This is a genomic window from Weizmannia sp. FSL K6-3076 (assembly GCF_038007245.1).
Classification (GTDB): Bacteria; Bacillota; Bacilli; order Bacillales; family Bacillaceae_C; genus Weizmannia; species Weizmannia faecalis.
Genome location: NZ_JBBOWU010000001.1, coordinates 3,063,593 through 3,087,409 on the forward strand (window position 1 = coordinate 3,063,593; position 23,817 = coordinate 3,087,409).

Annotated in this window: 22 protein-coding genes and 3 pseudogenes; 7 read left to right on the forward strand and 18 right to left on the reverse strand. The window is 36.2% G+C overall.

From position 1 onward, the window contains the following. Positions 1-422 precede the first annotated feature (422 nt). Positions 423-795, reverse strand: a pseudogene (locus tag NSS95_RS17020) (DUF2750 domain-containing protein). A 480-nt stretch (positions 796-1,275) separates the two neighbouring features. Here NSS95_RS17020 and NSS95_RS14520 point away from each other — a divergent pair. Then, a complete protein-coding gene (locus NSS95_RS14520; RefSeq protein ID WP_014096948.1) occupies positions 1,276-2,049 on the forward strand; it encodes an acetoin reductase in 774 nt (257 codons plus the stop codon). A 521-nt stretch (positions 2,050-2,570) separates the two neighbouring features. Beyond that, the gene (locus NSS95_RS14525; protein WP_061086800.1) at positions 2,571-3,401 is read left to right on the forward strand and encodes a DUF1835 domain-containing protein; all 831 of its coding nucleotides are present in this window, start codon (positions 2,571-2,573) and stop codon (positions 3,399-3,401) included. A gap of 270 nt (positions 3,402-3,671) precedes the next feature. Here the strand turns inward: NSS95_RS14525 and NSS95_RS14530 are convergent, their stop codons facing one another. Next, on the reverse strand, positions 3,672-4,376 hold the full coding sequence (locus NSS95_RS14530) for a glycoside hydrolase family 172 protein (RefSeq protein WP_014096946.1): 705 nt from the start codon (positions 4,374-4,376) through the stop codon (positions 3,672-3,674). An 81-nt stretch (positions 4,377-4,457) separates the two neighbouring features. Between NSS95_RS14530 and NSS95_RS14535 the strand changes: the two genes are divergently transcribed. Then, positions 4,458-6,143: an IS1634 family transposase gene (locus NSS95_RS14535; protein WP_265115552.1), complete on the forward strand. Its 1,686-nt coding sequence runs from the start codon at positions 4,458-4,460 to the stop codon at positions 6,141-6,143. Between the two features lie 111 nt (positions 6,144-6,254). Here the strand turns inward: NSS95_RS14535 and NSS95_RS14540 are convergent, their stop codons facing one another. From NSS95_RS14540 to NSS95_RS17025, 11 genes and pseudogenes are all read right to left on the reverse strand, one after another. Next, positions 6,255-6,746 carry a DUF2961 domain-containing protein gene (locus NSS95_RS14540; protein ID WP_225620946.1) on the reverse strand — a complete coding sequence of 164 codons (492 nt, stop codon included), beginning with the start codon at positions 6,744-6,746 and terminating at the stop codon, positions 6,255-6,257. A 44-nt stretch (positions 6,747-6,790) separates the two neighbouring features. Beyond that, complete coding sequence (locus NSS95_RS14545) at positions 6,791-8,410, reverse strand: hypothetical protein (RefSeq protein ID WP_014096943.1); 1,620 nt, start codon at positions 8,408-8,410, stop codon at positions 6,791-6,793. A gap of 174 nt (positions 8,411-8,584) precedes the next feature. Further along, positions 8,585-9,895: a transposase family protein gene (locus NSS95_RS14550; RefSeq protein ID WP_014096263.1), complete on the reverse strand. Its 1,311-nt coding sequence runs from the start codon at positions 9,893-9,895 to the stop codon at positions 8,585-8,587. Positions 9,896-10,080: 185 nt separating this feature from the next. Next, the gene (locus NSS95_RS14555; protein WP_014096941.1) at positions 10,081-10,758 is read right to left on the reverse strand and encodes a hypothetical protein; all 678 of its coding nucleotides are present in this window, start codon (positions 10,756-10,758) and stop codon (positions 10,081-10,083) included. 22 nt (positions 10,759-10,780) lie between these two features. Further along, positions 10,781-11,602, reverse strand: a complete 822-nt coding sequence (locus NSS95_RS14560) for a PTS system mannose/fructose/sorbose family transporter subunit IID (RefSeq protein ID WP_014096940.1) — start codon at positions 11,600-11,602, stop codon at positions 10,781-10,783. Beyond that, entirely contained in the window at positions 11,599-12,399 is an 801-nt protein-coding gene (locus NSS95_RS14565; protein ID WP_014096939.1) for a PTS mannose/fructose/sorbose/N-acetylgalactosamine transporter subunit IIC, read from the reverse strand. The genes NSS95_RS14560 and NSS95_RS14565 overlap by 4 nt, the downstream gene beginning before the upstream one ends. Before the next feature lie 12 nt (positions 12,400-12,411). Beyond that, positions 12,412-12,903 (reverse strand): PTS sugar transporter subunit IIB, encoded by a 492-nt coding sequence (locus tag NSS95_RS14570; protein WP_014096938.1) that lies wholly within the window; start codon positions 12,901-12,903, stop codon positions 12,412-12,414. 11 nt (positions 12,904-12,914) lie between these two features. Next, on the reverse strand, positions 12,915-13,355 hold the full coding sequence (locus tag NSS95_RS14575; protein ID WP_014096937.1) for a PTS sugar transporter subunit IIA: 441 nt from the start codon (positions 13,353-13,355) through the stop codon (positions 12,915-12,917). A gap of 173 nt (positions 13,356-13,528) precedes the next feature. After that, complete coding sequence (locus tag NSS95_RS14580) at positions 13,529-14,101, reverse strand: PRD domain-containing protein (RefSeq protein WP_179234739.1); 573 nt, start codon at positions 14,099-14,101, stop codon at positions 13,529-13,531. A gap of 38 nt (positions 14,102-14,139) precedes the next feature. Further along, a pseudogene (locus NSS95_RS14585) lies at positions 14,140-15,746 on the reverse strand (sigma 54-interacting transcriptional regulator). Continuing rightward, entirely contained in the window at positions 15,737-16,165 is a 429-nt protein-coding gene (locus NSS95_RS17025) for an HTH domain-containing protein (protein WP_081092977.1), read from the reverse strand. Before NSS95_RS17025 ends, NSS95_RS14585 begins: the two are co-directional and overlap by 10 nt. 134 nt (positions 16,166-16,299) lie before the next feature. On the opposite strand from NSS95_RS17025, the gene NSS95_RS14590 reads away from it, so the two are divergent. Then, positions 16,300-17,661: an IS4 family transposase gene (locus tag NSS95_RS14590; RefSeq protein ID WP_043052472.1), complete on the forward strand. Its 1,362-nt coding sequence runs from the start codon at positions 16,300-16,302 to the stop codon at positions 17,659-17,661. Positions 17,662-17,821: 160 nt separating this feature from the next. On the opposite strand, the gene NSS95_RS14595 is transcribed toward NSS95_RS14590, so the two are convergent. After that, on the reverse strand, positions 17,822-18,046 hold the full coding sequence (locus NSS95_RS14595; RefSeq protein ID WP_013860568.1) for a hypothetical protein: 225 nt from the start codon (positions 18,044-18,046) through the stop codon (positions 17,822-17,824). A gap of 255 nt (positions 18,047-18,301) precedes the next feature. Between NSS95_RS14595 and NSS95_RS14600 the strand changes: the two genes are divergently transcribed. The 3 genes from NSS95_RS14600 (at position 18,302) to NSS95_RS14610 (ending at position 19,747) form a co-directional block, all read left to right on the forward strand. Further along, entirely contained in the window at positions 18,302-18,505 is a 204-nt protein-coding gene (locus NSS95_RS14600) for a hypothetical protein (protein ID WP_014096932.1), read from the forward strand. A gap of 14 nt (positions 18,506-18,519) precedes the next feature. Then, the gene (locus tag NSS95_RS14605; RefSeq protein ID WP_017550765.1) at positions 18,520-19,056 is read left to right on the forward strand and encodes an isochorismatase family cysteine hydrolase; all 537 of its coding nucleotides are present in this window, start codon (positions 18,520-18,522) and stop codon (positions 19,054-19,056) included. A gap of 184 nt (positions 19,057-19,240) precedes the next feature. Beyond that, complete coding sequence (locus tag NSS95_RS14610; protein ID WP_013860569.1) at positions 19,241-19,747, forward strand: S4 domain-containing protein; 507 nt, start codon at positions 19,241-19,243, stop codon at positions 19,745-19,747. 221 nt (positions 19,748-19,968) lie between these two features. On the opposite strand, the gene NSS95_RS14615 is transcribed toward NSS95_RS14610, so the two are convergent. The 4 genes and pseudogenes from NSS95_RS14615 to NSS95_RS14630 all read right to left on the reverse strand — a co-directional run bounded on the left by NSS95_RS14615 (position 19,969) and on the right by NSS95_RS14630 (position 23,630). After that, complete coding sequence (locus tag NSS95_RS14615) at positions 19,969-20,868, reverse strand: hypothetical protein (protein ID WP_340714008.1); 900 nt, start codon at positions 20,866-20,868, stop codon at positions 19,969-19,971. 210 nt (positions 20,869-21,078) lie between these two features. Next, on the reverse strand, positions 21,079-22,389 hold the full coding sequence (locus NSS95_RS14620) for a transposase family protein (RefSeq protein WP_014095824.1): 1,311 nt from the start codon (positions 22,387-22,389) through the stop codon (positions 21,079-21,081). A 170-nt stretch (positions 22,390-22,559) separates the two neighbouring features. After that, on the reverse strand, positions 22,560-22,706 hold the full coding sequence (locus NSS95_RS14625) for a hypothetical protein (protein WP_340714009.1): 147 nt from the start codon (positions 22,704-22,706) through the stop codon (positions 22,560-22,562). Positions 22,707-23,132: 426 nt separating this feature from the next. Beyond that, a pseudogene (locus NSS95_RS14630) lies at positions 23,133-23,630 on the reverse strand (LURP-one-related/scramblase family protein). Positions 23,631-23,817: the final 187 nt, after the last annotated feature.

The following is a 23,817-nucleotide window of genomic DNA, read 5'->3' on the forward strand; positions in this document are numbered from 1 at the left end:
TTTTTTGCATCTTTGCCGTTGTACCCTTTGACCAAATGTTCAGCTTTGAACTTACTTTAGCCAAAACCAACAGGCCTGGCGGTTTAACCCTGGCCTGTTTTTAGAATATAAAGTGAAACAGGTTTCGGTTTTTTAAACCAACAAAACAAAAAAATTTATCATTTTGTTACGCCTCTTTTTAAGGTCTTGCAGATACAATAGGCCTTATTTTTTTAGTGTGGGAACGATGTCATCCTGCATAAGCTTTCCTGATTGTGATTTTGGCATCTTCCAGTATAGATCCAACTGTATGCAGTTTTTCTCAGGGAAGGTAAGATGTTGTCCGAATAAAAGGTTCATGGATATAGCCGCTCGGATCTGGTTCAAAGGCGGTTCGATCTTTAAAAATCCTGATAAAAAAAGGAAAAACGGTTTTGGTTCACCTAATAATTCTCAAGTTCTTCATCCAAGTCTTTTTTTAGTCTTTCTGTATCTACTACGACTGAATCAACGTTATTCCAAAATATGGATGGCTTAATACCGTCTGATTTCATCCCAGGTAACCATTCGTTCATAAATTCATAAAGGTCAATTTTTTTTGCATGGTACTCTTTCCATTCTTCTACTGCACATTTTTGTGCAATTTTTTTTGGGCCAAAAATTTACAAGCGGACATCCGTTATCATCCTTAGACATCGCCCAGCCATGGTGGTATAGTCCCCAAATTTCTTCATAATCAACACTCTTTTTAATAAAATATTCATATCTTTTAAACACTTGGAGTGTAAAAACTGCTTCAACTTCTTTTGAATTCATAGATTCCACTCCTTGTTAATTTTCATATATCTGATCCAAAGTTATTCCTTTCTGGTTCTTTCTATTGTTTCAATCGTTTCGATATTAATATCAGTCTTCATTTCGAAAGCCGTATTAGCTAAGAATTTATAGGAGAGCTCAAGGTTTTCCCTGTTAGCTCAACAATGTATGTACAACCTGCTACTTGATGACGTTGTGAGTTGCTGCGATGCATGTTGAACGAATCTTAACCGAGTATAAAGCATTATAGGAATGGGGGGAAGCTATAGAACCGGGTGGGAAGGCATAAAATAATGAGGAACTCGATTGTTGGAATAGTCTTCTAGGTAATCACCGGATTACAAGGTTCGATGTGGAGATTGGTTCAAGCTCCACTTTGGATATGGAAGAAGACTGGAGAGACTTTGGTTGCACATGCTTCATAGAAACTGTTATTCTATATTATGAATAATTTAAATTATTGTAAAGGAGATCTTTTTTATGTCTAAAGTTGCAATTGTAACAGGATCAGCTGGTGGGTTAGGAAAAGGCATTGCAGAAAGATTATGCTCAGATGGTTTTAGTGTTGTTGTTCATGATATTAACGAACAACTATTAAATGAAACCGTCAACGAATTTAAAAATAAAGGTTATGATGTTATTGGCGTCAAAGGTGACGTGTCTAAACGAAATGACCAATTTAATCTTGTTAAAAAAGGTGTTGAGAAGTTTGGCCATTTAGATGTATTTGTAAATAATGCTGGAATTGATGCAGTATCCCCATTCTTAGAAATTACAGAGGAACAGCTGAATAAGCTCTTTAGTATTAATGTAAATGGCGTTGTTTTTGGAACACAAGCAGCAGCCGAACAATTTATAAGCCAGAAATCAAAAGGGAAAATTATCAACGCATGCAGTATAGCTGGACATGAATCCTACGAAATGTTGGGTACATACTCAGCTACGAAACACGCAGTTAAATCCTTTACTCATTCCGCTGCCAAAGAATTAGCCAAATATCAAATTACAGTGAATGCATACTGCCCTGGTGTCGCTAAGACGAAAATGTGGGATCGAATTGATGAAGAAATGGTCAAATATAGTGATGATTTAAAACCTGGTGAAGCATTTGAAAAGTTTTCTTCTGAAATAGCATTAGGAAGATATCAAACCCCGGAAGATGTAGCAAACTTAGTTTCATTCTTAGCATCAGATGACGCTGATTATATAACAGGACAAGCAATTTTAACAGATGGTGGACTTGTATATAGATAATAAAGGTAAGCTATTACTTCTTTTTTATATTAAAGTCATAGGGGAAGCCGCGGTATTACAAGATGGCTTCCCCTATGAGTGACAATAATGCCGTCAACGTTCGGACAAATGATCCCATCAGTTTCTCGCCATTTTAAAGTGTCAGTGACAATATGAGATTTTTCCTACCTTTGCTTGTGTTGTTAACTTATTTTTTAATGTTGCACCTCAAAAGGGTACCCGTTATACAGTAACAGGTCCCCTTTTCTTCTCAGCTAATTTCGGTGATGCAAGGATACCAGCGTTTGGTAAGCTTTCAAATGGTAACCTGTGAATGGGGTATGAGGAAATGTAAATGGGTGAATGATTGATCCAACTTACCTGAAGACTAATCTTTCTCTCTCATTATCATGATGCAGCGATTACATATACGACGCATGAGGGATTGGGCGGGTTTTCTATTCAATCCGTGTCGCATAGAACGTGATCGACTGGTTTGGATTTGGTGGAGGGAGGAAAACGAAACTAAAGGGGATGGATAAATGATACATATTCTATTTGGTGCAGCAGCTTCGGGCAGCTTGAAACATACATTAAGGAAAATGGGACTTGATAAGAAGGATACGGTCATCTCTTTTTGGGATATATTTTCCGTTGGCCCCATTTATAAGTTAAATGAAGAAATCGGAGTTAAATCCAGATTGAAGTGGATGGAAAAGTGCATGAGTGATGAATTTGATGAAATTCCGGATTATCTCAAAGAATTTAAAAGATCACTCGATCAGATCAACTCAGTAGCTGATGAGGAGCATGTAACAATTTGGACCTCTGATAATGCGCACGAACAAGTAGGATTGCGATTCGCTGTGTATCTATTAAAAGATAAAAATATGGATATAACCGTTATAAACACGACAAAGGAGTATGAAAAACGATTCCCGGTAAAAAATGTAAAATATACATTGCTTCATTCAGGCGAAATGATCCCTGAAAAGTTCCAACACATATATGAACATGGCGCTGGAAATCTGTTGACGGACCATGATAGAACAGGTTTGAAAAAAGAATGGCTTAGTCTTGCAGAAACCCGGGAGACTTTAAGGATCTGGCAGAACGGAAAAATATTTAGCGTTTCTGAAGACTATTTCGATGAATTTATTATCGACAAAGTAAAAAAGCTGCATGGTAAAGGCAATGCAAGGAAGTTTATAAATTCAGCCAGGGTCATTGGCGAGGTAATCGGGCATTTAGACCAATACGTGGGGGATACATTTCTTGAATATCGCATCAGAAAGCTAATTGAAGCTGGCGTATTCGAAACGAAAGGCCGTCTTGAAGCGATGCGGTTTTACAGCATAAGACTTAAATGCTGACATGATGGATGCAAAGTATAAGCTGCTTTCTGAACGGAACCCAGACTAGGAACGCCGCAGAATCATAACATAAAAATGTTCCCCGTGATCTTGCACAAAAACTGCATTAGAGAATCGGATTCTAAAAGGGCAGGATGGATTACCAGCAATAGAGGAAACAGAGATCTTTTTTCCTCTTTCCAAACTGGCCTTTATCCTCTAATGATTCCATGAAAACCCCTTCCCCGGTTTTTCCGAGGAAGGGGTTTTCGTATACCCAACTTTTGTGAATTAACGCGGCAGCCTTGCCCGCCTGTCCGGAATCGGGTCCATTGCTCCTTCTGCACTATTTTGATACCAATACGCAACGGTTGACACGTCATCTTCCCTTTCAAATAATTGAATGTCATCATTTCCTATTTGCTGTAATGTTACTTTCAAATTTTCTTTAAACGCAATGGGATCCAGGAGATGCCACCGGTATAATCCATGCCGGGGCAATCCGTCGTCACCAAATGCATGAACCGCATTCAGTTTGCCGGTTTCAAAACGGTCTCTTGTAGCATCCCGATTGGAATGGAATGGATAGCCCAAGAATAATGTTGAGTAATTTTTTGCAGAAGGTCTGCCATATAGATCCTTCTGATGAAAAGCCCAGGCTCCCCCGAAATAATCTTCTGTTCCTGTAGAAGAGATGGTGGGATACTGTTCGTCGCCATCAATATAAAATTTAAATTCACCTTCTCCCCACCAATATCTTTCCAAAGCAGTCAGAGCAAGAAAAGTTCCCACATAATATCCATGTCCATGAATATTGTCAATTACCACATAATCTTTTTGTAATTTGGTTTGTCTTTCCCGATTCCAATATGCATGGAAGTAAAGTACATCATTATCCAATTCATCTACTAAATTATAATTAATGGTATAAAAGAAGGATGAAATATCTTTAGGATGCTCATTTGTAACGCATATTCCGCACGTAAATTTTTCCATTTTATGATTTTTTTAAAGGAATTTTCTCCTTCTTTGTAGAATTGAATGATTATCTAATTACGGGAAGATGAGGAAATTTTTATGTCAGATCAAATTTTAACCTTACATGTGGGGCCGTCTCAACTTTTATCTAAACTGTGTGATGAAATAGAACTCGAAAAAACCATTAATGATTTAGTCAAATGGGATTCTGTCCGTTGTCATATCTCACCCGGAACAAGGATTAAAGCCCTTGTCTTAAACATTTTATGCAGTGGCAAGCCCCTTTATAAGGTTCATGAATTCTATCAAAACCTAGATTCTGAGATGCTTTTCGATACATCGGTTTCACCCGATCAATTAAATGATGATGCATTAGGAAGAGCATTAGATTACTTGTATGAAGCCGAAGCATGGAAAGTCTATTCCACCCTTGCATTAAAAGCACTAAAAAAATTGAATCTTCCTATTGGTATACTGCATAACGATACAACCTCAATTTCTGTTTACGGCGAATATAAGCAACCGAAGGAAGATGGACTGCAAATTACGTACGGGTATAGTAAGGCCCATAGGCCTGACTTAAAACAAATCGTTCTGGGGATGGGGGTCACACCTGAACGAATTCCTATCCTTGCAAAAGTAGAAAATGGGAATACTTCGGATAAATCTTGGAATGTGGAATTCATTCAAAAGATGAGAAAAATCCTTTCCCATGAAGATTGGAAAAATCTCATTTATCAAGCCGATTCTGCATTAATCACAACGGAAAATCTAGCGGAAATTCAACAACAAAATTTATCGTTTATTTCCCGTTTACCTGATACATTCGGTTTAAGCACAGAACTAAAGAAAGAGGCATGGTTGCTCAATAACTGGGAAAGGGTAGGCTCACTTAGCAATAAAAAAGACGCAGCTATTTACCAAATTCAAGCTTTTGAAAGACAAATTCAAAACCTTCCTTACCGGTTTCTTGTTGTCCACTCAAACAATTTAGATCAACGAAAAGAGAAAACCCTAAATCGGGCGATCGAAAAGGAAGAAATACAATTAAAAAAAGAGATAGAAAAACTGAGTAAAGTTATCTTTCATTGTAAAGAGGACGCACTAGAAGCAATTCAATCTTTTAAGAAAAAACAAAAGGCTTCATATTTCTGTTATAAACTAAACGTCCAGATGAGTGATCAACCTATCAAACGAAAAAAGAGAGGAAGACCTAAAAAGGACGAACAGACAAAACGAGAACAAATCTATCAGATACAACTGGAATCGTTTGAAAAAGATCATGATTTTATCGAAAATAAGAAAAAAATGCTCAGCACTTTTGTTTTAATCACAAATAAATTAGATGAGGAGACACTATCCAATCAAGAAGTTTTGAGGGTTTATAAAGGACAGTCGGCCGCTGAGACCCGTTTCCGATTAATCAAAGATTCACAAATGATTGATGCCATTTACTTGAAAACCCCAGAAAGGGTTGAGGCCTTAGGTATTGTGTATGTGATGGCTTTATTAATCTATGGAATTTTAGAATATCGAGTTAGAAAAGAACTGAAAGAAAAGAACCTATCTCTAATCTTGAAAGGAAAAAGGAAACTCTATCAACCCACAGGCCAAGCATTGTTAGAGCAATTAGAAGATATTACCGTGATCCTTATAAATCAAAATCAACAAAAAATAAGGCTCTTACCCGATAATATTGATTCACAAGCCAAAAAAATCATTGAATTATGCGGGTATGATCTATCAATATACGCGTCAAAAAATGTCGAAAACCAAGGCAAATAACACACAACAGGAGGAATTCATGAAAAGAATGTCGAATTGAAAAGAACTTTATCGAAAATTCCTCAAAAATAAGAAGATATCATCCCACTAAAATGTTTAAATATAGTTCATTCAAAAATTAAAATGAATTTTATTTAAGACGTGCGAAATGTGGGTTGTAATGGTGATTTTTGCTTTTTTTCTAAAAGGCATTTCAAAATAAGAATTCATCCCACCATTTGGATTGACGACGATTGGCAAAGAATTTACATCGTATCTTTCGCCGAATCCGTTACAAAAGAAGTCTCCGAGCGGTGTTTCTACAGCTGGTGTTCGAGCCCCATCCCAATATATTCTTAAAATTACATCCCTGAGCACAAAGCTGCCTTTTTCAGTATTTTCCCGAATGGTCATCCACATATGTTTGATGATGCCTGTGCCGGATATCTCAGCAATGACTGTTTCTTTCCCTTGCGGCAGTGATATGCTTCCTCTTCCTTTTCTGCCCGGGCCAAGTTTACTGTCAAACATGCATGCCTTCCCTTTTTCTCCAGTAGGATTCTCCGGAGAGATGGTTCTGGACTGTTCTCCTTTGAATCTGGTTACATTATTTAAGATATTCATATTTCACACCCCAATACACATTTTGGCACAGCGTAAATGTAAATTTAGTCTTTCGTTATCATTTCAAAGGTTTCATGAGGCGGTATTTTTACTTTGACCAGCACGGTTTTTTGGTTAAGAAAGCTGGATTCTTGAAATGGCAAAAGCATCTTTTTCGTTTGATCATAAGGCTTTTTCTCGGTAATGATTTCAACGAAAGCTTCGACCAAGTCTTCATTCTTGTTTGTAATACGAATAGAAACCTCATCGTCTTTTTCAAATGACAAGTCGAATTTAGAATAGCCATACATCAAATTTTCCCATTTAAAACTGCCGGATGGTGAAAAAGGCCTGAAATACAGCGTTTTAGCAAGCGCGTTATATTGAATGCCTAATATTTGTGTTACAAATAACGTGGCAAATGTGCCAGATGCCCAGCTGCACTTTCCGCAGCTGTTCATTCTTACCACATCCCCCCGCTTACAATTTAGCTGGTACGGCCACCACCACCATGATCCATCTAAGTCGGCAAGACGTTTTAGCTCACGTAAATATCCTTCTTCTCCATTCATACTTTCCTCATCTGTAATGCCTAACATGGCAGTAATGTAACCCGGAAAAGTTGCACCGGATTCATTTCCCCATTTAATCCCTTTATTTTCCGGATTATAAGTCGGATTTTCATGACTCATGCTGAAGGCTATATAGTTCCTTAATATGGGATCACTATAGGATTTATATCCGTAGTAGGGCATTAAGGTCGTGTCCGTTTCTTCCCCGTCATGCATGACAAGATTTATACTTCCATTTTCAATGACATCCGTAAGAAAAATTAATCCTTGTTTCGTAATGTCGTCCTGGTAGGGTTGCAGAGGATAAACAGTTTTTGTATCATTTGTTAATCCGCCAATGCCTTCTAGATACTGTTTCCCGTGAGTTCCATCTATTGTCATGTATTTTTCTATATCTTCTTTAATGAAGTTTGCTATATTTTTTAATTCATTCGCTTTTTCCATGTCATGGTATACGAACGCTGCGATTGTTGATAATGACTGGCAACCTTTCCAGACACAAATATTTGTACCAAGGTGATATTTTCCCAGTGAGTAAGCATCTGACAGCCAAAGTGAGTGAAACAAGTAAGGTTCGGATGCTTGTCTGCTGTTTAGGATTTCCTCTAATATATTTAACATTTTCGGATACACCTCTGGATGCTCCAGGAAAAATGTTCGGTCACCGGTTGCTTCGAAATACATCCCTGCCATCATAATCGAAGACAGTGAATTGCTAAGGGAATGAAATAATCCCCCTCTAAATTTGCTTCCAGGAAATTTAATTCCGTATTGCAGGAACCATAAGATGCCTTTTTTATACAAATGGGGTTCAAAAATCGAGAACGGAAGATAAGCGTAATACATATCCTTATTCCATATCCTATTCGTTACCGGTGTTGTTCCCCAATTCGCCCCGACAATCTCATCCTTCGAATTCATCGTTAAAGCACCCAAACTTTGATACAACGCCCTTTGCAAAAGATATGCTGCCATTGGATCATGCTTTATGGAAAGCGTTCCAAAGCGTTCTTTATAATATGAATAGGTTTCATATATTCCGTATTCCTCATTGGCGTTTTCTGCTTTGTCAAGATCTTCATAAGCATTCGCAGTTCTGAAGAGTAAATTCATCAATTTTTAGATGTTTTATGATAAAATGACTTATCCACATTTAGAAAATTTTTCCATCTATTTTTTCTGCTTTCAAAGTCAAAAAGAGCCGAATTTGCAAATTTCTTTTTTAAAATTGTGGATAACTTCAAAAAAACCTTTTTTTACATCACATCCTTTGCTATAATATAACCATTAAGTAAACCTTACTTGTATTGGCTTACTTAAATGGGTGAAATCCTCGTCTGTTAAAATGCGTGTCCGAAACGATTCCAACAGATTTGAGGATTTTTCTTTTGCCGTTTTTTTGAGTGCTTTTAAGATTGACGAACCTTTTTCAAACAGCTGTCTAATAATATCTGTTATTTGAACTAATAAATAATGATTTTTCATGGCTGTGTAGTTTTGGCTATTGGCATGTTCTATATTGTAACGATTATTTTTTTGTTCGTTAAATCCTTGATTTTCAATCTTCCAGCGGCTTCTTCCTGCAGCGATGAGTCGTTCCACGTTCTTTTTCGTGATTTTAATATCCGTTATAAATACATACTCTTTCGATTTCCCATCCTCTGTTTTCATTGTGGCCTCCATCAGATTGACCGTTCTGTCTTTGTAGGCAATATCATTCACCCAAACTAATGAATTCTGATCCTTACTTTGTTCCAGCTCTTTTATTGCCCTAAACTCCGTCGAGATACTTTTAATTCTCCCTTCCTTAAATCTGCATATATATTTCCATTTGTGCGCCCTGCACAGATTAAATACCGTTTCACATGCATAGAGACTATCTCCCAAGATACAAATCGGTAGTCTTTTAAATATTTTTTTTATTTTCTTTGCCAGCCTGTCGAAGGCTTTTAATTCACAATCTTGCTTAGAAACATTTTCTGATTCATTTTCGATAAATTCGGAGGCAATACTGAAGACCATATCCCCCACGACAAGCTTGGCTTCAAGTACATGGTGCATATAAAGTACGTTCGTTTCTCCTGTTTCTTTATTTGTATATGCCCGTCTCAGGCAGTGTTTACAATGTTTCTCATGAAAGGTGTGTAATCCAGTTCCATCAATGATGACACCCCAGTACTTTCCTTCAATTCGATAAGACTCGAGAGACCTTTTTTTCAATAATTCTTTAATCATATACGTTCTAATTTTTTCTAATTCATTTACATCTAAGCCAGATAAAAAGTCGTTAATTGTATCATAATGTGGAAGTTCTTCAAGAGAATCTAAGCCTAACACCTTCCCTACATTTTTAATACATTCTTCTTTATTAAAACTCTCACTCATGTTTCTCATGGATTTTAGGCCGGTCATATTTTTCAACATCATCGTAAATAAAAGGACCTCTGGACCATAAGTGATATAGCTTTGATGTCGGTGGTCTGCTACCTTTTTTAGGTTATTCATCAGGTCTTTGAAAAAATGCTTCTGAATTTTAAGGAACTCGAAAAAATAATTTGCTTCTTTTTCACGATTTCTTTTTTCTTTTCTAGTAACCAAAATAAAAACCCCCTCAAAACAGCCAAGTTTAATTAGGGCTTGCTGAACGAATCAAATTTTAGCTTGTATTCGACTTGTCACTAAGCCATGCCAAAATATTCGTCCAGCAAGCTCTAATTATTTAAATTATTACATATTTAGCCGCATTTTTGGGGGGGGAATAGTTAAATTATCACGAAAAATTTTTACTCCTCAGAGCTGTAAGCATTCGGATCACATAAGATGAATGGTATGAACTTTGCTTTACCCGGACTTATAGAAAAATGGACTGTTTTTTTATCCGCGCTTTGCGGGCAATGCATTAAAATATTGCGCCGATCCGAGTATTTCTTTTCATACAACTTTGGCAATATGAGTTCGCCTGTAAGATTTGTTGGCTTCAAATTTTCAATATAGATCCCATAGACAAGGCAGCTTAGTCTTGCACCCGTTCTTCCGACGGGTGCATACACAATGATGGTGCATTTTAAATCTTTTAAGTCGTGTTTAATTCTTGGAAACAAATTAAACACCAGGTCTGCCTCAACCCTGTTTTTGGAATTTTTAAAGTCATAAAGTTTATCATCATAACGTATTTTAAATGATAAGTCATTTTCCTGAACAAAATCCTTTGATACCCATACCCCGGGTTTGTCTTCCGTTAAATAATTACCATGATAAAACGATATGCTTTTAATGGTTCCAAACTCATCTATACTGGATGTCACTTTATTATTTGTAACATCAAAAGAAAAAGATTGATCCGGCAGTTGCTTGAGATAATAACTTTCTTTATTTGTACTAAAATATTTTCCGTTCTCAATTGTTAAATTGAAATAGGGATTGACCGATTCATCGATAAATTGAGTTATGTTTTTTGCCATATTATTTTCTCCCGAATTTTTTTTAGACAATGCCCAAGACAGACAACAGTACGCCTAAAACCATGATCCCGAAGATAATTGCGATAACATTTACTTTTTTCTTCAATAAATAGAAGCAAAGAAAAGTGATCAGCAAAGGAATGATTCCTACAAAAATACTATCCAATACATTTTGGACGTTCATGATTTCTTTTCCATGCATATGAAAAGCTAAGACTGTTTTAAATTTAACCATTTGGACAGCCATCGCACCAACCATGATCAGCCCTAAAATACTGGCAGCTTTTGTTAAAACTGCGATAATGCCTTCTGAATACATTTTTTCAATATACTTGGACCCAAGTGAATATCCTAAAAATGCGCCGTAATACCGGATTAAATAGTTGGGTATATTAAACGCCAATAAAAAGATAAGCGGTGCCAGGAAATTCCCCGCATTTGCAAGCCCGATTGCCAGTCCGGCACATACAACACGCCATACACCCCAAAAAAGGGAATCACCAATGCCGGCTAACGGCCCCATCAAACTTAATTTAATGGCATTAATACTTTTCGGATCAAAGTTAGGTTTCTCACTGTTTTCCTTTTCCATTGAACCGGCAATTCCCATCACAAAAGAAGCAAAGGGGATAGTTGTACTAAAATAAGCTGTATGCCTTTCAAGCGCTAATTTCCGGTCTTCTTTATTTTTATAGAAATGGTGAATAAACGGTATCATAGAGTAGCAAAAACCGCCTCCTCCCATCGTAATCGGATTGACCGAAATATACATGGTAGCGGAACGCCAAAACATTTTTCTAATCATTTTCTTTTCGTCTTTACTAAGGTTCTGTGTTAGTTTCATTTGAAAAAGTCCTCCTCTTCATCCGAGATGGCGGCATTTACATCCGGGGCACTTGCCGTTGCCATCTTTTTCAATTGAAGATCTCTTGGAGAAACAACGACAGCAATGATAAACGCGATTGTAGCGACAGCAATTAAAGGAAGTTTTAAATATGCAACCAATACAACGCCTAAAAAGAAGTAAGCAGCAATTTTATTATCCCATAGCATCATTAACAGCATTGCCATCCCTACGGCAGGCAACATGTTCCCGGCAACTGTTAAACCATTCATAATCACTTTCGGAATACTGTTTAATACATCTCTGACAACATCCGATCCAAACAATACCGCGAAAAATGGGATGAGCGCATATAAACCATAGTGTAAGAACCATAATCCATAGTGAAGGCCGACGATTGATTTTTCTTTTCCTTCAAGCGCGAGCTTTCTGAATTTCGGTGCAAATGGCCCGATAACAAAAGAAAAGATCAAGTTCATCAATTGCAGTCCTAAAATGGCTAATGGAAAAACCAACGGGATAATCGCGCCCATATTCCCGCCCATGTTGATTGAAAAAACAGTGGCTAATCCTGCTGCCAGTGAAGGCTCTGCTGTACTGGATATGCCAATATTGACGACGCCCATAAATATTGTTTCCAGAGACGCCCCTACAAGGAGTCCTGTGTTTAAGTACCCCAGTAATAAACCCGTAAGAGGAGCGACAACGATTGGGCGGCTTAGCATAGACATGCCAAGCAATTCATGTCCTGCAACTCCTGCAAATACTGCAAACGCGACGACAATTGCATCATACACAAGGTATTCCTCCTAACGTCTTATGTTTTTAAGGATATTTACAGCTAACTTTTTTTCCATGGCTGGAGTAGGCTGAAATTCTGTATTTGGATACAGCTTTACCAATGTTTCTAAATGATCAATTTCTTCTTGTGTGAGCATGACTTCTTTTGAGAATGTGATCTTTTCCCCATCTGTCATTTTTCCGGCGTTTCCGATATTTACGAGTTCAATGTCCTGAAATCTTTCGCAAATTGTAACAGCATCTTTCACAGTTGTGACCAATACCATAAGCCTCATTTTTTGAGCCCTTGGGTCGTTCAGCAGTTGTATTGCAGACTCCACCGTTTTAATAATGCATTTTATCTCTTGAGGCACAGCCATTTTCAAACTCATTTTTTGAATTTCATTATTTGCTGCCTCATCATTTGCAACTACTAAACCATCAAGTTTTAACGCCTTCGTCCAAGTCATGGCTACTTGTCCATGTATTAATCTTTCATCCACTCTCAGAGCAACGATCATCTTAATCCCTCCTAATTAAAAAATAAATCCTCATTGTTATCTTTTTCCGTTTCCTGTTTGGAAAGATTGCTTAGTTCGATTAATTTCATTTGTTTCTGAGAATCGGCAACCATTTCCTCTAGCAGCTGATCCGTCAGTTTTTTTGTTGAAAGCACGACTTCAAGGATGACCGGTAAGTTAAAACCGGAAATGAGATGCACTTTTCTTTTTATGGAACTGGCGTAAGCAATGATCTTCTGGGTTACACTTCCTCCGTATAAATCAGTAAAGATAATAATTTCATTTTCTTCACTTGCAGATTGGAAAAAATGTTCAATTTGTTTGTCAATGCTCTCATCATTGACGTATGCATTCAAAAAATAGATGTTTTCTTCCACACCCGTAAGAAGTTTAATACTGCTTTTGATGCCGTTTGCAAAATAACCATGAGTGGCAACTAATATTTTGTTCATTTCTCTCCTCCTTTCGTCTCATCGGTTTTTCGTATATTATTAATGCAATTTCCGTGCCAGTCTTTTAAAAAACAGGTATGCCAGGCATTTCAATTGTAAAAAATAATGTGTCCAAAAAATTGGACACAACAGGAACACTGGATAGACAGATTACGGGATTCACGAAAGCCCTCTCATTTTTGAATAAACGGGCCAATTAATTGGTATAACAACGAGATTTCGTATTGGCTGACCATAATGTTGTAATTATTTTCCATTGGCTTAAAAATATTTTTTGAAGTAACGTAGAATTCCGCTTCGGGTTCTGACAATTTCTCTTTAATATCCTCTTTTTCTTCTCGAGAAATAAAAAGACGTTCTATCATAAGAGCGATGTGCATATACAAATTTAACTTTACTTTTCCAGTAAACGTAATACGATAATAATTTTCATATTTTGTCAAAACATTTTCCACTTCATTGATCACAACAACGGGATTTAAAAATTTCAGCCGGTCTACCACGCCTTGTATTGAAAATAGTTTTAGCAATTCCTGAATCATTTTATCAAAGGAATTTCTACTGATATCGTTATAAATTAAACTCCATAAATTGGAAATACCCTCTGCATCCAGCATATTGTATATATTGACATGGGGAATGGAAAAAGAGCTTGGTAAGTCCGTTGTGGTAATGACAAGCTTTGTTTTGTCAAAATAATTTTTTGAATTCCTGTCAATTGTATTTTTCAATTCCCTGTATTCCATCGTTAATACTTCTATCTTTTCTGTAGATAAATACTTGCTCATGATATCTTTAATTTTTTCCGATATGCCCATGCCGGACATACAAGAAATAATGATGTTTTTTGTTTTTGAGAAGCCTTCAAAATACTGGGTTTCAATTTTATATTTTTCGACAGACTGTTCTCTGCTATGGTTTTAAAAGGCACCCTGTTTTTTATTTTAAGCCCTATGTCCAGTGCAATCGAGGTGGTTAAGTTGTCGACTATTAATAAATCACCCTGCAGAGCGTTCTTAATGGATGAATACAGTTTGCTGAGCGAACCCATATCAACTAATAAAGTAAGCCCGTCCGGATTCGCCTGATGATGAATAAACATACGTGCTTCTGTAATAATATTTTCCAGTGCTGTATTGATCGGCATATCAATGGCTTCAAAAACATATGTTTCACATAATCGGTTGACCACAGACTGGATACTGCTGGCCGTGCTTTCTCCATGAGCGATGAGCAAACCCTTCAGTTCAATATCTTCTTTCACATAATCAGATAGCAGGAGGGAGATCACTATTTTTAGGAACGCACTTTTTTCGCTTGTTAAGTGCAGGGAACTGACAAATTTATCGGCAATATAACTCGTTCTTGGATAAACCGTTTGAATTTCTATATTTAAATCCTTTAAACAGCCTAAAAAGGGTATCTTTTTCTCATGAATGTAATAATAAAAATCAAAGCTGATTTTGTCTATTGATACACTGTTTACAATCCCGTACCGGTTCATAATGATATCTTCCCATTTTTGAATAAACATGTTCTTTACATACATTATGCTTTGATTGGATACATTTTCAAAGTAAGAAAAGTTACCCAAGCTTTTTAAATGAAGCGTCTGTAATCTGTTTTTTAATTGTTCCAATGACGCCTTTGAACCCGTGCCTTTAGCATCGTGCAAATCTGACATGATTTTTTTCAATTCCAGCATGAAGCCATCTGCATGCTCCTGGTCAAAATCAAAAGGGAATGCATATTCAATCAAGAGATAATTGTGCGGATACTTGCTTGTTTCCGCTTTCCGAACAGGCATATCAGAAATGGTACCGGGGCTTATCAGTAAAGTATCATGGTCGGGATGATGATTATAAGCATCAGCACAACTCAGCTTAATCATATTTTTTAACTTTCCGATGTTGCCATTAAAATGGCTGTTTAATAATAATTGTACGGACTCTCCTTTAACCAATATATTTTTTTGAAGGATGTTTGCTTCTTGATAAAACATATATTTTATTAACTGTATTTTTTCAGCCAATGGCCGGTTATTGAAATTAGAAATAGTAACATGTACTTGAATCCTTCTCAGAAATGTTTCTAAAAATATATTTTCCTCATTTTCTGTGGTTGCGAAAATAAATCGGACTTTCGATTCATTCCATGTCTTATTTTCCCCGAGCGGTCTGTATTTGCCGGTATCCATGAACAAAAAAAGCTTTTCCTGGTTTTCTTTAGATAATCTATGGATCTCGTCTAAAAATAAAAAGCCACCGTCCGCCTCTTGGATAAGCCCGTCTTTTTCCGGGTTGCCCCCGTAAAAGCACCCTTTTTATAACCAAACAGAACAGAAGATAATAATTCTGCATTGTCTGCGTAGTCTGCACAGTTTAAAACAATGTAAGGGGCGTTTTTTTAATAACCTCTTGATTTATGGCATACTGATAGATTAACGACGCGAGAAAACTTTTGCCGACACCTCTTTGTCCGGTGATCAATATATTTAAACCGTTAGGAGGGTATTTAACCGCCGCCTGGCAACGTTGTATGATTTCACTCTGGCTGCCATGATATCCAATAAAAGATTCGAAGACGTCTTCCGTTTTCATCTTGCTTATAACAGACCAATAGACAGGTTTTGTGGCTGTTTTTGCCACTTTTCCTTCTTCAAGTAACCTGGAAAGATAATGACTTACTACTTGCCTTGAAAGGGAAAGCTTTTCTGCAATTTCTGATGCAGTAATTCCATCTTTGGCGGTATTTAATTCGCTTAGTAATTTAAATACCTCAACTTTCGCACCTAGAAAATCATAATAAATTCAGTGCTGGCTAATGTCTATTACGTCTCAGATACAGCACTTGACAGTAAAATTAATATATGAAAAAACACCTCTACTTTTGGTATAGTTGATTTATCGAAAATCACTACCAAATAGAAGAGGTGTCTCCTACTATGATAGCGAAAAACAGCCTGAATAATCAACTACCAAATGAAATAAAATCAACATTTAAAGAGTTGAATATGTTGAAACACTTGCGAATCGCCGGTATTACGAAGTCCTTTGGTTTTTCTTGTGCCTACATTTTTCAATTGATTTTTTGTATGATCTTTGAAAACAAAAACTGGTTCAGGATGTTGGAAAGTAAGAAAGCTACAGACATTCCAGCCAAAGATACCGTTTATCGGTTTCTCAACCAATCAACGTTCAACTGGCGTCGTTTCCTCCTTTCACTGGTTGCCTCAGTGATTGGAAAAGTTTCGAAATTGACACGTCATGACCGTCCGAAAGTATTGATTTTAGATGATTCATCTTATGACCGGAACCGAAGCAAACACGTTGAGCTTCTGGCTCGCTGCTTTGATCATGCATCTCAAAAAATGCGTTTTTACAAAGGATTCCGCATGTTGACATTAGGATGGTCTGATGGCGCAACATTCCTACCCGTTGACTTCTCATTATTGAGTTCGAAAAAGAGCCAGATCAACGGCATATCCGAAAATATCGATAAACGTAGCTCCGGTTATAAGCGCCGAAAAGAAGCATTACAAACGGCACCAGAACAGATTCCCGGCATGATTGCCCGGGCGATGAATTCTGGTATCGATGCTTCCTATGTTCTAATGGATTCGTGGTTCACCCAACAACCTCTCATCAAGGAGATTACAGAACAAGGTCTTGACGTAATTGGTATGGTCAAAAAATTAAAACAACGCTATTTTGTCGATGGTAAGCGTGTTAGCCTAGATGAATTGTATCGTCTAGCTAAACCGACTAGTGGAAAGAAAGGAATCTTGCGTTCCATCCATACAACGCAGGCCAATGGCGTGCCAATTAAAGTTGTCTTTGTTCGCAACCGCAACAAGAAAAGCGACTGGTTGGCGATTTTGAGTACAGACTGTACACTGAGTGACCAGGAAATCATCCGTATTTACGGGATGCGTTGGGATATTGAGGTTTTCTTCAAAACAACAAAGTCCCTATTAAAACTACAAAAGGAATTCCAGAGTCGTTCATATGACGCGCTTATCAGCCACACGACCATTGTGTTTGCAAGGTATATTGTCTTGTCATGGCAAAACCGTTGCAGTGTAGATGACAGAACATTAGGTGGCATGTTTTATGAATTATGTGATGAAATAGATGACCTTGATTGGGCTGTTGCATTGCAGCAGTTAGTCGAGATTCTTGAAGATACTCTGGATAAAAGTAATAAGAAAATTCAACAACTGATCAAAAGTCAACTACAACAATGGATTGCGGGTCTGCCGAATTATATCAAGGTATACCTACCTGTTTCAGTCTGCGAAAGTTGAGTAAATACCTTATCTTGCGCTGATATTTTCATTTTGCTCACTCCCGGCTGGAACTCTATATTGATAGCACAATCATACCATTTGAAAAATATATTACAAATTCAGAAAAAAGCAAGAGATATGGCCGGAGTGGATATAACTTATCTTAAAATCTCTTGATTCAAGGATAGCAACGCCAGGCACTCCACGGAAAAAAGCGGTTCGGGCTGGTGTTGTTTAGTCGGAAAGTATCAACGGCAGTTAATAACAAGTGATCAATGAGACCATTCTCCAGTTCCTTTTTCAACTCCGGAAAAGTGGCTTCTTTGAACTCTTTTTTTGTCCAGATCAGCTTTATCAAAGTATACGTTGCCATAGAGTAGCTGAATCCAAGCCTGTTTAACATCTTAGAAACACCCTTTGGAGTAAAAGTATTAGGAAAAATTAGATTTTTATTTACTTTTCTCCCTAAACTTTTTGGCCTTTTGAGGGATTCGAAGTATTTTGGAGGACCCATTAAAAATAGGGAGTAATATGAGAATGGGGTTTTATTTCCTGATGGAATATTGCTAAATTTAAGTCTAATAGGGATTTACAAATATTTATATTTAGTGTACAATTCTGTATATAAGATGAAACACAAAGACTGGGGGAAGGTATTGTGAAGTATCCATTAGTACGTAAGCATCTCATGATGGTACCCTTCGGTAAGAAATTGTCTATAGGAACTATTCCTAATGGCGCAATTGAAATTGAAGATCCTGATAGAGCGATTGATTCTGTATTATCCATTTATGATGGAAAAAGAACAGTAGAGGAAATACATAGATTGAATGTTATGGATAATATTAAAAAACTAATTTAAAAGGAGATTCTTTTATGAAAGCACTACTTGTTTTAGATATGCAAAATGGAATATTAGAAATGAAGGACTTTAGTGAAGAAAGGAATAAAATCAAGAACATTATAAAAAGGTTTAAAGATGCAAAAGATTTGGTGGTATTAACAAAACATATAGATAAGGATCCAAATAGTCCACTAGCTGAAAATACTGAAAAGAGTGATATTGATAAGGAATTTGCTCAATATGCGGATCTTACTATAACCAAAAACACTCCAAGTGCATTTTTTGGTACAAAGTTAGATTCTATTTTAAAGGAAAAAAATATTGATCATCTATATATTACAGGATTTAATACAGAGTATTGCTGTTTATTTACTGCTATAACTGCATTTGAAAGGGGATATAAAGTCACTTTTATCGAAGATGCAACAGGAACTGTTAATGATGATGATACCTATGAAATGAAGGGATTGGATATAAACGATTTTGTAGGTTGTATATTGGATTGGTCAGGTATAATTGAGGTTCTTTACTACGAGGAGTTTGAAGAGCAATATGCTGCATCAATATGAGAAGGCTATTGTATCAACAATAGTGACCAGGGGTATCTTGTGAATGTCTTTTGATTCTTTATGAAAACGGATTTATCCTACGTAATAGTAGAAGTATTATTCTTCATTTATTTCATTTTGAGAGATAAATATAAACAAAAGAAGCACTTTAATAAAATGAAAATTTCCATTGAGGTGTGTAACTATGAATATTATTACCTACAATTGGTCCGTTCATAATGGGGAAAAAGTTGAAACTGTAGTCAAGTATTGCCCAAATTGCGGAAAGGTAGTAAATTTTTATGACACTTTAATGAGAAGACATAATTCAAACGGAAAAAATATTTATAAATTTACTATTTTTAAATGCGAAAAAAACCACACTTGGAATAGAAAAGAGAAAATCTTTAAATCGTATGACCCTAAGTTGGAAATTAAAAATAGGGATTTTCCGAATGAAGCACCCCAGAATGATAACGAAAAAATTAATTTGGTTACACACTTAAAAAACGGATTTAATAAGATTTGTATTAATATAAATTATTTAGATGAACCTGTTCGTATCGATAAGTTGCTTGGAAATCAACTCATTGATATAAGTAGGAATCAAATTTGTTCGTTAATTAAAGAGGGGAAAATACTATTGAATAAAAATACAATTAAAAATCATACTGCTGTTAAAGAAAAAGATACAATAGAAATATTTATTTGATAAAAAATTAAATGATATTTTCACGGGATCAGTTCTATATTTTTATATTTAACCTGTGAAACTGAATAAGGAGATACCAAATCTTTACAGTATCCTTTTTAACTTCTGGTTACGGATACAGGAATCTACCACCACCCTACCAATTACCAACCTTCTTACAGGTGAATATACGAAAACCAAGGATTGGTGTGCCAATCCTTGGTCCTTGTTGAAGAACGTTACTACATGTCTTCATCAATGTTAAATTCGCCGTTTTCTTTTAAATATTGATAGGTAAATTGCAGTTCTTCCCTCGGCCTTATGCCTTTTTTTATAGCCTCCTCGTATTCTCTTAGCCAATAATCTTTCTGATTGTATGTTTTAAGCTTATTGAGCAAGCTAAACAATGCGTCTTCTTTAGATTCTTCCTGAATATTGCTTTTAAAATAACGGATAGCTGACTCATATTCACACAGTTCCATCTTTAGTTTGAAAACCGTTTCAATCAATTCATTTATATTTCGCTCCCGGCTATATTCATCATCCTTCCAAACCCATGTCTCTTCTGGCGTTATCGTTCGCTGCTTCAATCCCATTAGAAAATGATGGCATTGTTCGATTGCTATTTCTTTAGCATCCACAGTTCTCAAATTCGCAATGAACACGTTGAATAAAGATGACCGCAGTGTATCCATGTCGAGATGATAATTAATAATTTGTTTCAGGGCAGAACTTATAGTTTCTTTGTTAATCCCCATACTGAATTTTCTTTTTAGGAGAATATCGAATAATTCCACTTGCTCCATACCAATAGATCTAAAGGGATTGTCTGTGTTAAAGATGTAATAGCCACACCCATAACATAACATTTCATACAGTGCATCGAGTAAATCTGTAGCACGCTTCCCTTCGTTTCCTTCAACGGGTACCTGTTGCAATTGTTTTATGTATGATTTGACCTTGAATCGCCACTTGGGACGTTCCTTTTTGCTAACATACCGATTTGGGGCAATGTAATTTTGTTTATAAGCATTTTGAATGAATTGCGTAATTTCACGTTCCAAATCATTAAGGTCAACATGTTTTTCTTTCTCTTTTTTTATCTTTTCAGCTTCTTTGTACTGCTGAAAATCTTGCAACATCCCATCAATTTCTTCAGTTCTGAAGAGTAAATTCATCAATTTTTAGATGTTTTATGATAAAATGACTTATCCACATTTAGAAAATTTTTCCATCTATTTTTTCTGCTTTCAAAGTCAAAAAGAGCCGAATTTGCAAATTTCTTTTTTAAAATTGTGGATAACTTCAAAAAAACCTTTTTTTACATCACATCCTTTGCTATAATATAACCATTAAGTAAACCTTACTTGTATTGGCTTACTTAAATGGGTGAAATCCTCGTCTGTTAAAATGCGTGTCCGAAACGATTCCAACAGATTTGAGGATTTTTCTTTTGCCGTTTTTTTGAGTGCTTTTAAGATTGACGAACCTTTTTCAAACAGCTGTCTAATAATATCTGTTATTTGAACTAATAAATAATGATTTTTCATGGCTGTGTAGTTTTGGCTATTGGCATGTTCTATATTGTAACGATTATTTTTTTGTTCGTTAAATCCTTGATTTTCAATCTTCCAGCGGCTTCTTCCTGCAGCGATGAGTCGTTCCACGTTCTTTTTCGTGATTTTAATATCCGTTATAAATACATACTCTTTCGATTTCCCATCCTCTGTTTTCATTGTGGCCTCCATCAGATTGACCGTTCTGTCTTTGTAGGCAATATCATTCACCCAAACTAATGAATTCTGATCCTTACTTTGTTCCAGCTCTTTTATTGCCTTAAACTCCGTCGAGATACTTTTAATTCTCCCTTCCTTAAATCTGCATATATATTTCCATTTGTGCGCCCTGCACAGATTAAATACCGTTTCACATGCATAGAGACTATCTCCCAAGATACAAATCGGTAGTCTTTTAAATATTTTTTTTATTTTCTTTGCCAGCCTGTCGAAGGCTTTTAATTCACAATCTTGCTTAGAAACATTTTCTGATTCATTTTCGATAAATTCGGAGGCAATACTGAAGACCATATCCCCCACGACAAGCTTGGCTTCAAGTACATGGTGCATATAAAGTACGTTCGTTTCTCCTGTTTCTTTATTTGTATATGCCCGTCTCAGGCAGTGTTTACAATGTTTCTCATGAAAGGTGTGTAATCCAGTTCCATCAATGATGACACCCCAGTACTTTCCTTCAATTCGATAAGACTCGAGAGACCTTTTTTTCAATAATTCTTTAATCATATACGTTCTAATTTTTTCTAATTCATTTACATCTAAGCCAGATAAAAAGTCGTTAATTGTATCATAATGTGGAAGTTCTTCAAGAGAATCTAAGCCTAACACCTTCCCTACATTTTTAATACATTCTTCTTTATTAAAACGCTCACTCATGTTTCTCATGGATTTTAGGCCGGTCATATTTTTCAACATCATCGTAAATAAAAGGACCTCTGGACCATAAGTGATATAGCTTTGATGTCGGTGGTCTGCTACCTTTTTTAGGTTATTCATCAGGTCTTTGAAAAAATGCTTCTGAATTTTAAGGAACTCGAAAAAATAATTTGCTTCTTTTTCACGATTTCTTTTTTCTTTTCTAGTAACCAAAATAAAAACCCCCTCAAAACAGCCAAGTTTAATTAGGGCTTGCTGAACGAATCAAATTTTAGCTTGTATTCGACTTGTCACTAAGCCATGCCAAAATATTCGTCCAGCAAGCTCTAATTATTTAAATTATTACATATTTGGCCGCTTTTTTGGGAGGTATATTTAAATTATCACGAAAAATTTTTACTCCTCAGAGCTGCAATTTCTTTTTCATCACGCACTTTTTTCGGTATCGCCTTATACAATTCAATCATCATTTTGCTTAAGTCGTCCTTACTGTATTTTTCAAGGAGCTCTCTCAGCTCAGTGACACGCATTTAACATCCCTCCCATTCGTTTAAAAAACTCCCGGATTCCCGGCATTTGCTTGTTTCAATCAACAAATGTTACTCAATGGTATCTATTTTATTTACCATGTAACCCTCTGTTTAAATAAAAATTTTAAGTGATAAACTTCGAAGGTAAATTACTTATAACAAACTGTTTTTATGTTTTCATTGGATATAGTTTTTTCCTATCTGGTTCTTTCATTATATTTACGCTCCTTTCATTTTTCAATATATCTTTTATAAGTTCACATTTTTATTTGAATTACATAATTAATCCGCTTTCATCCAGCTTTTAATCCTTTTCTTCGGTATCACACTCTTCACATCTGTCAAATCTATGGAAATGTGTATGTGCAAACCATAAGTTTAAAAAAGGGTGTGAGACCCAGAGTGATTAAAGTGTCACTTTTCCCTTTAATATGTTGCTGGCGAGTTTGCAGCTGCCTGATCAGCCTTTACACAATCGATGGCGACAACGATAGCTATGAGAATCGTTTCCATTTCTTCTTTTAAGATTTGAATTTTGTAACTATCGCCCCAAGTAAACCATTCCTTACTAACTTTACCGACCACTTCACCGTGCCGCAACACTTCAAAATCCATATCCAGCCAATTCCCACGCACTTCAATTCCTGCCGCATCAATCGTATAGCGTGCCTTAAAGAAGGATAGCTCTTTCTTTATTGTTAACACTTCTCGTCCATTTACCTCGACAATAAACTTTGGAAGAAAGCTAAACGCCTTTTTCGTAATAAGCGCGACTTCCTCTCATTTTGTATTCATAATCGAGAACGTCTTAGGGATTTGCAAAAAGCTGCCCTCAACATAATAAACATCTCGTTCCTGTTGATCCTTGACCGTAAATTTGCCGCTTAAACTAAAAACCTTCTGCTTCATATATAGCTGCTTCATACCCGTCCTCCTTTATTTTAAAGGAATTTTTTATGATTCTATTCTCTCACATTATACCGAATCCACCAATGGGTTGACATGGCTGTTTGTACTAGAATAGAAAAATAATCTTGAATATAGAAGTTAAATTAAATGCTCGTTTGTTTAATAGTCTTTGGACACTATATAAAATGCACTAAACCTTGTT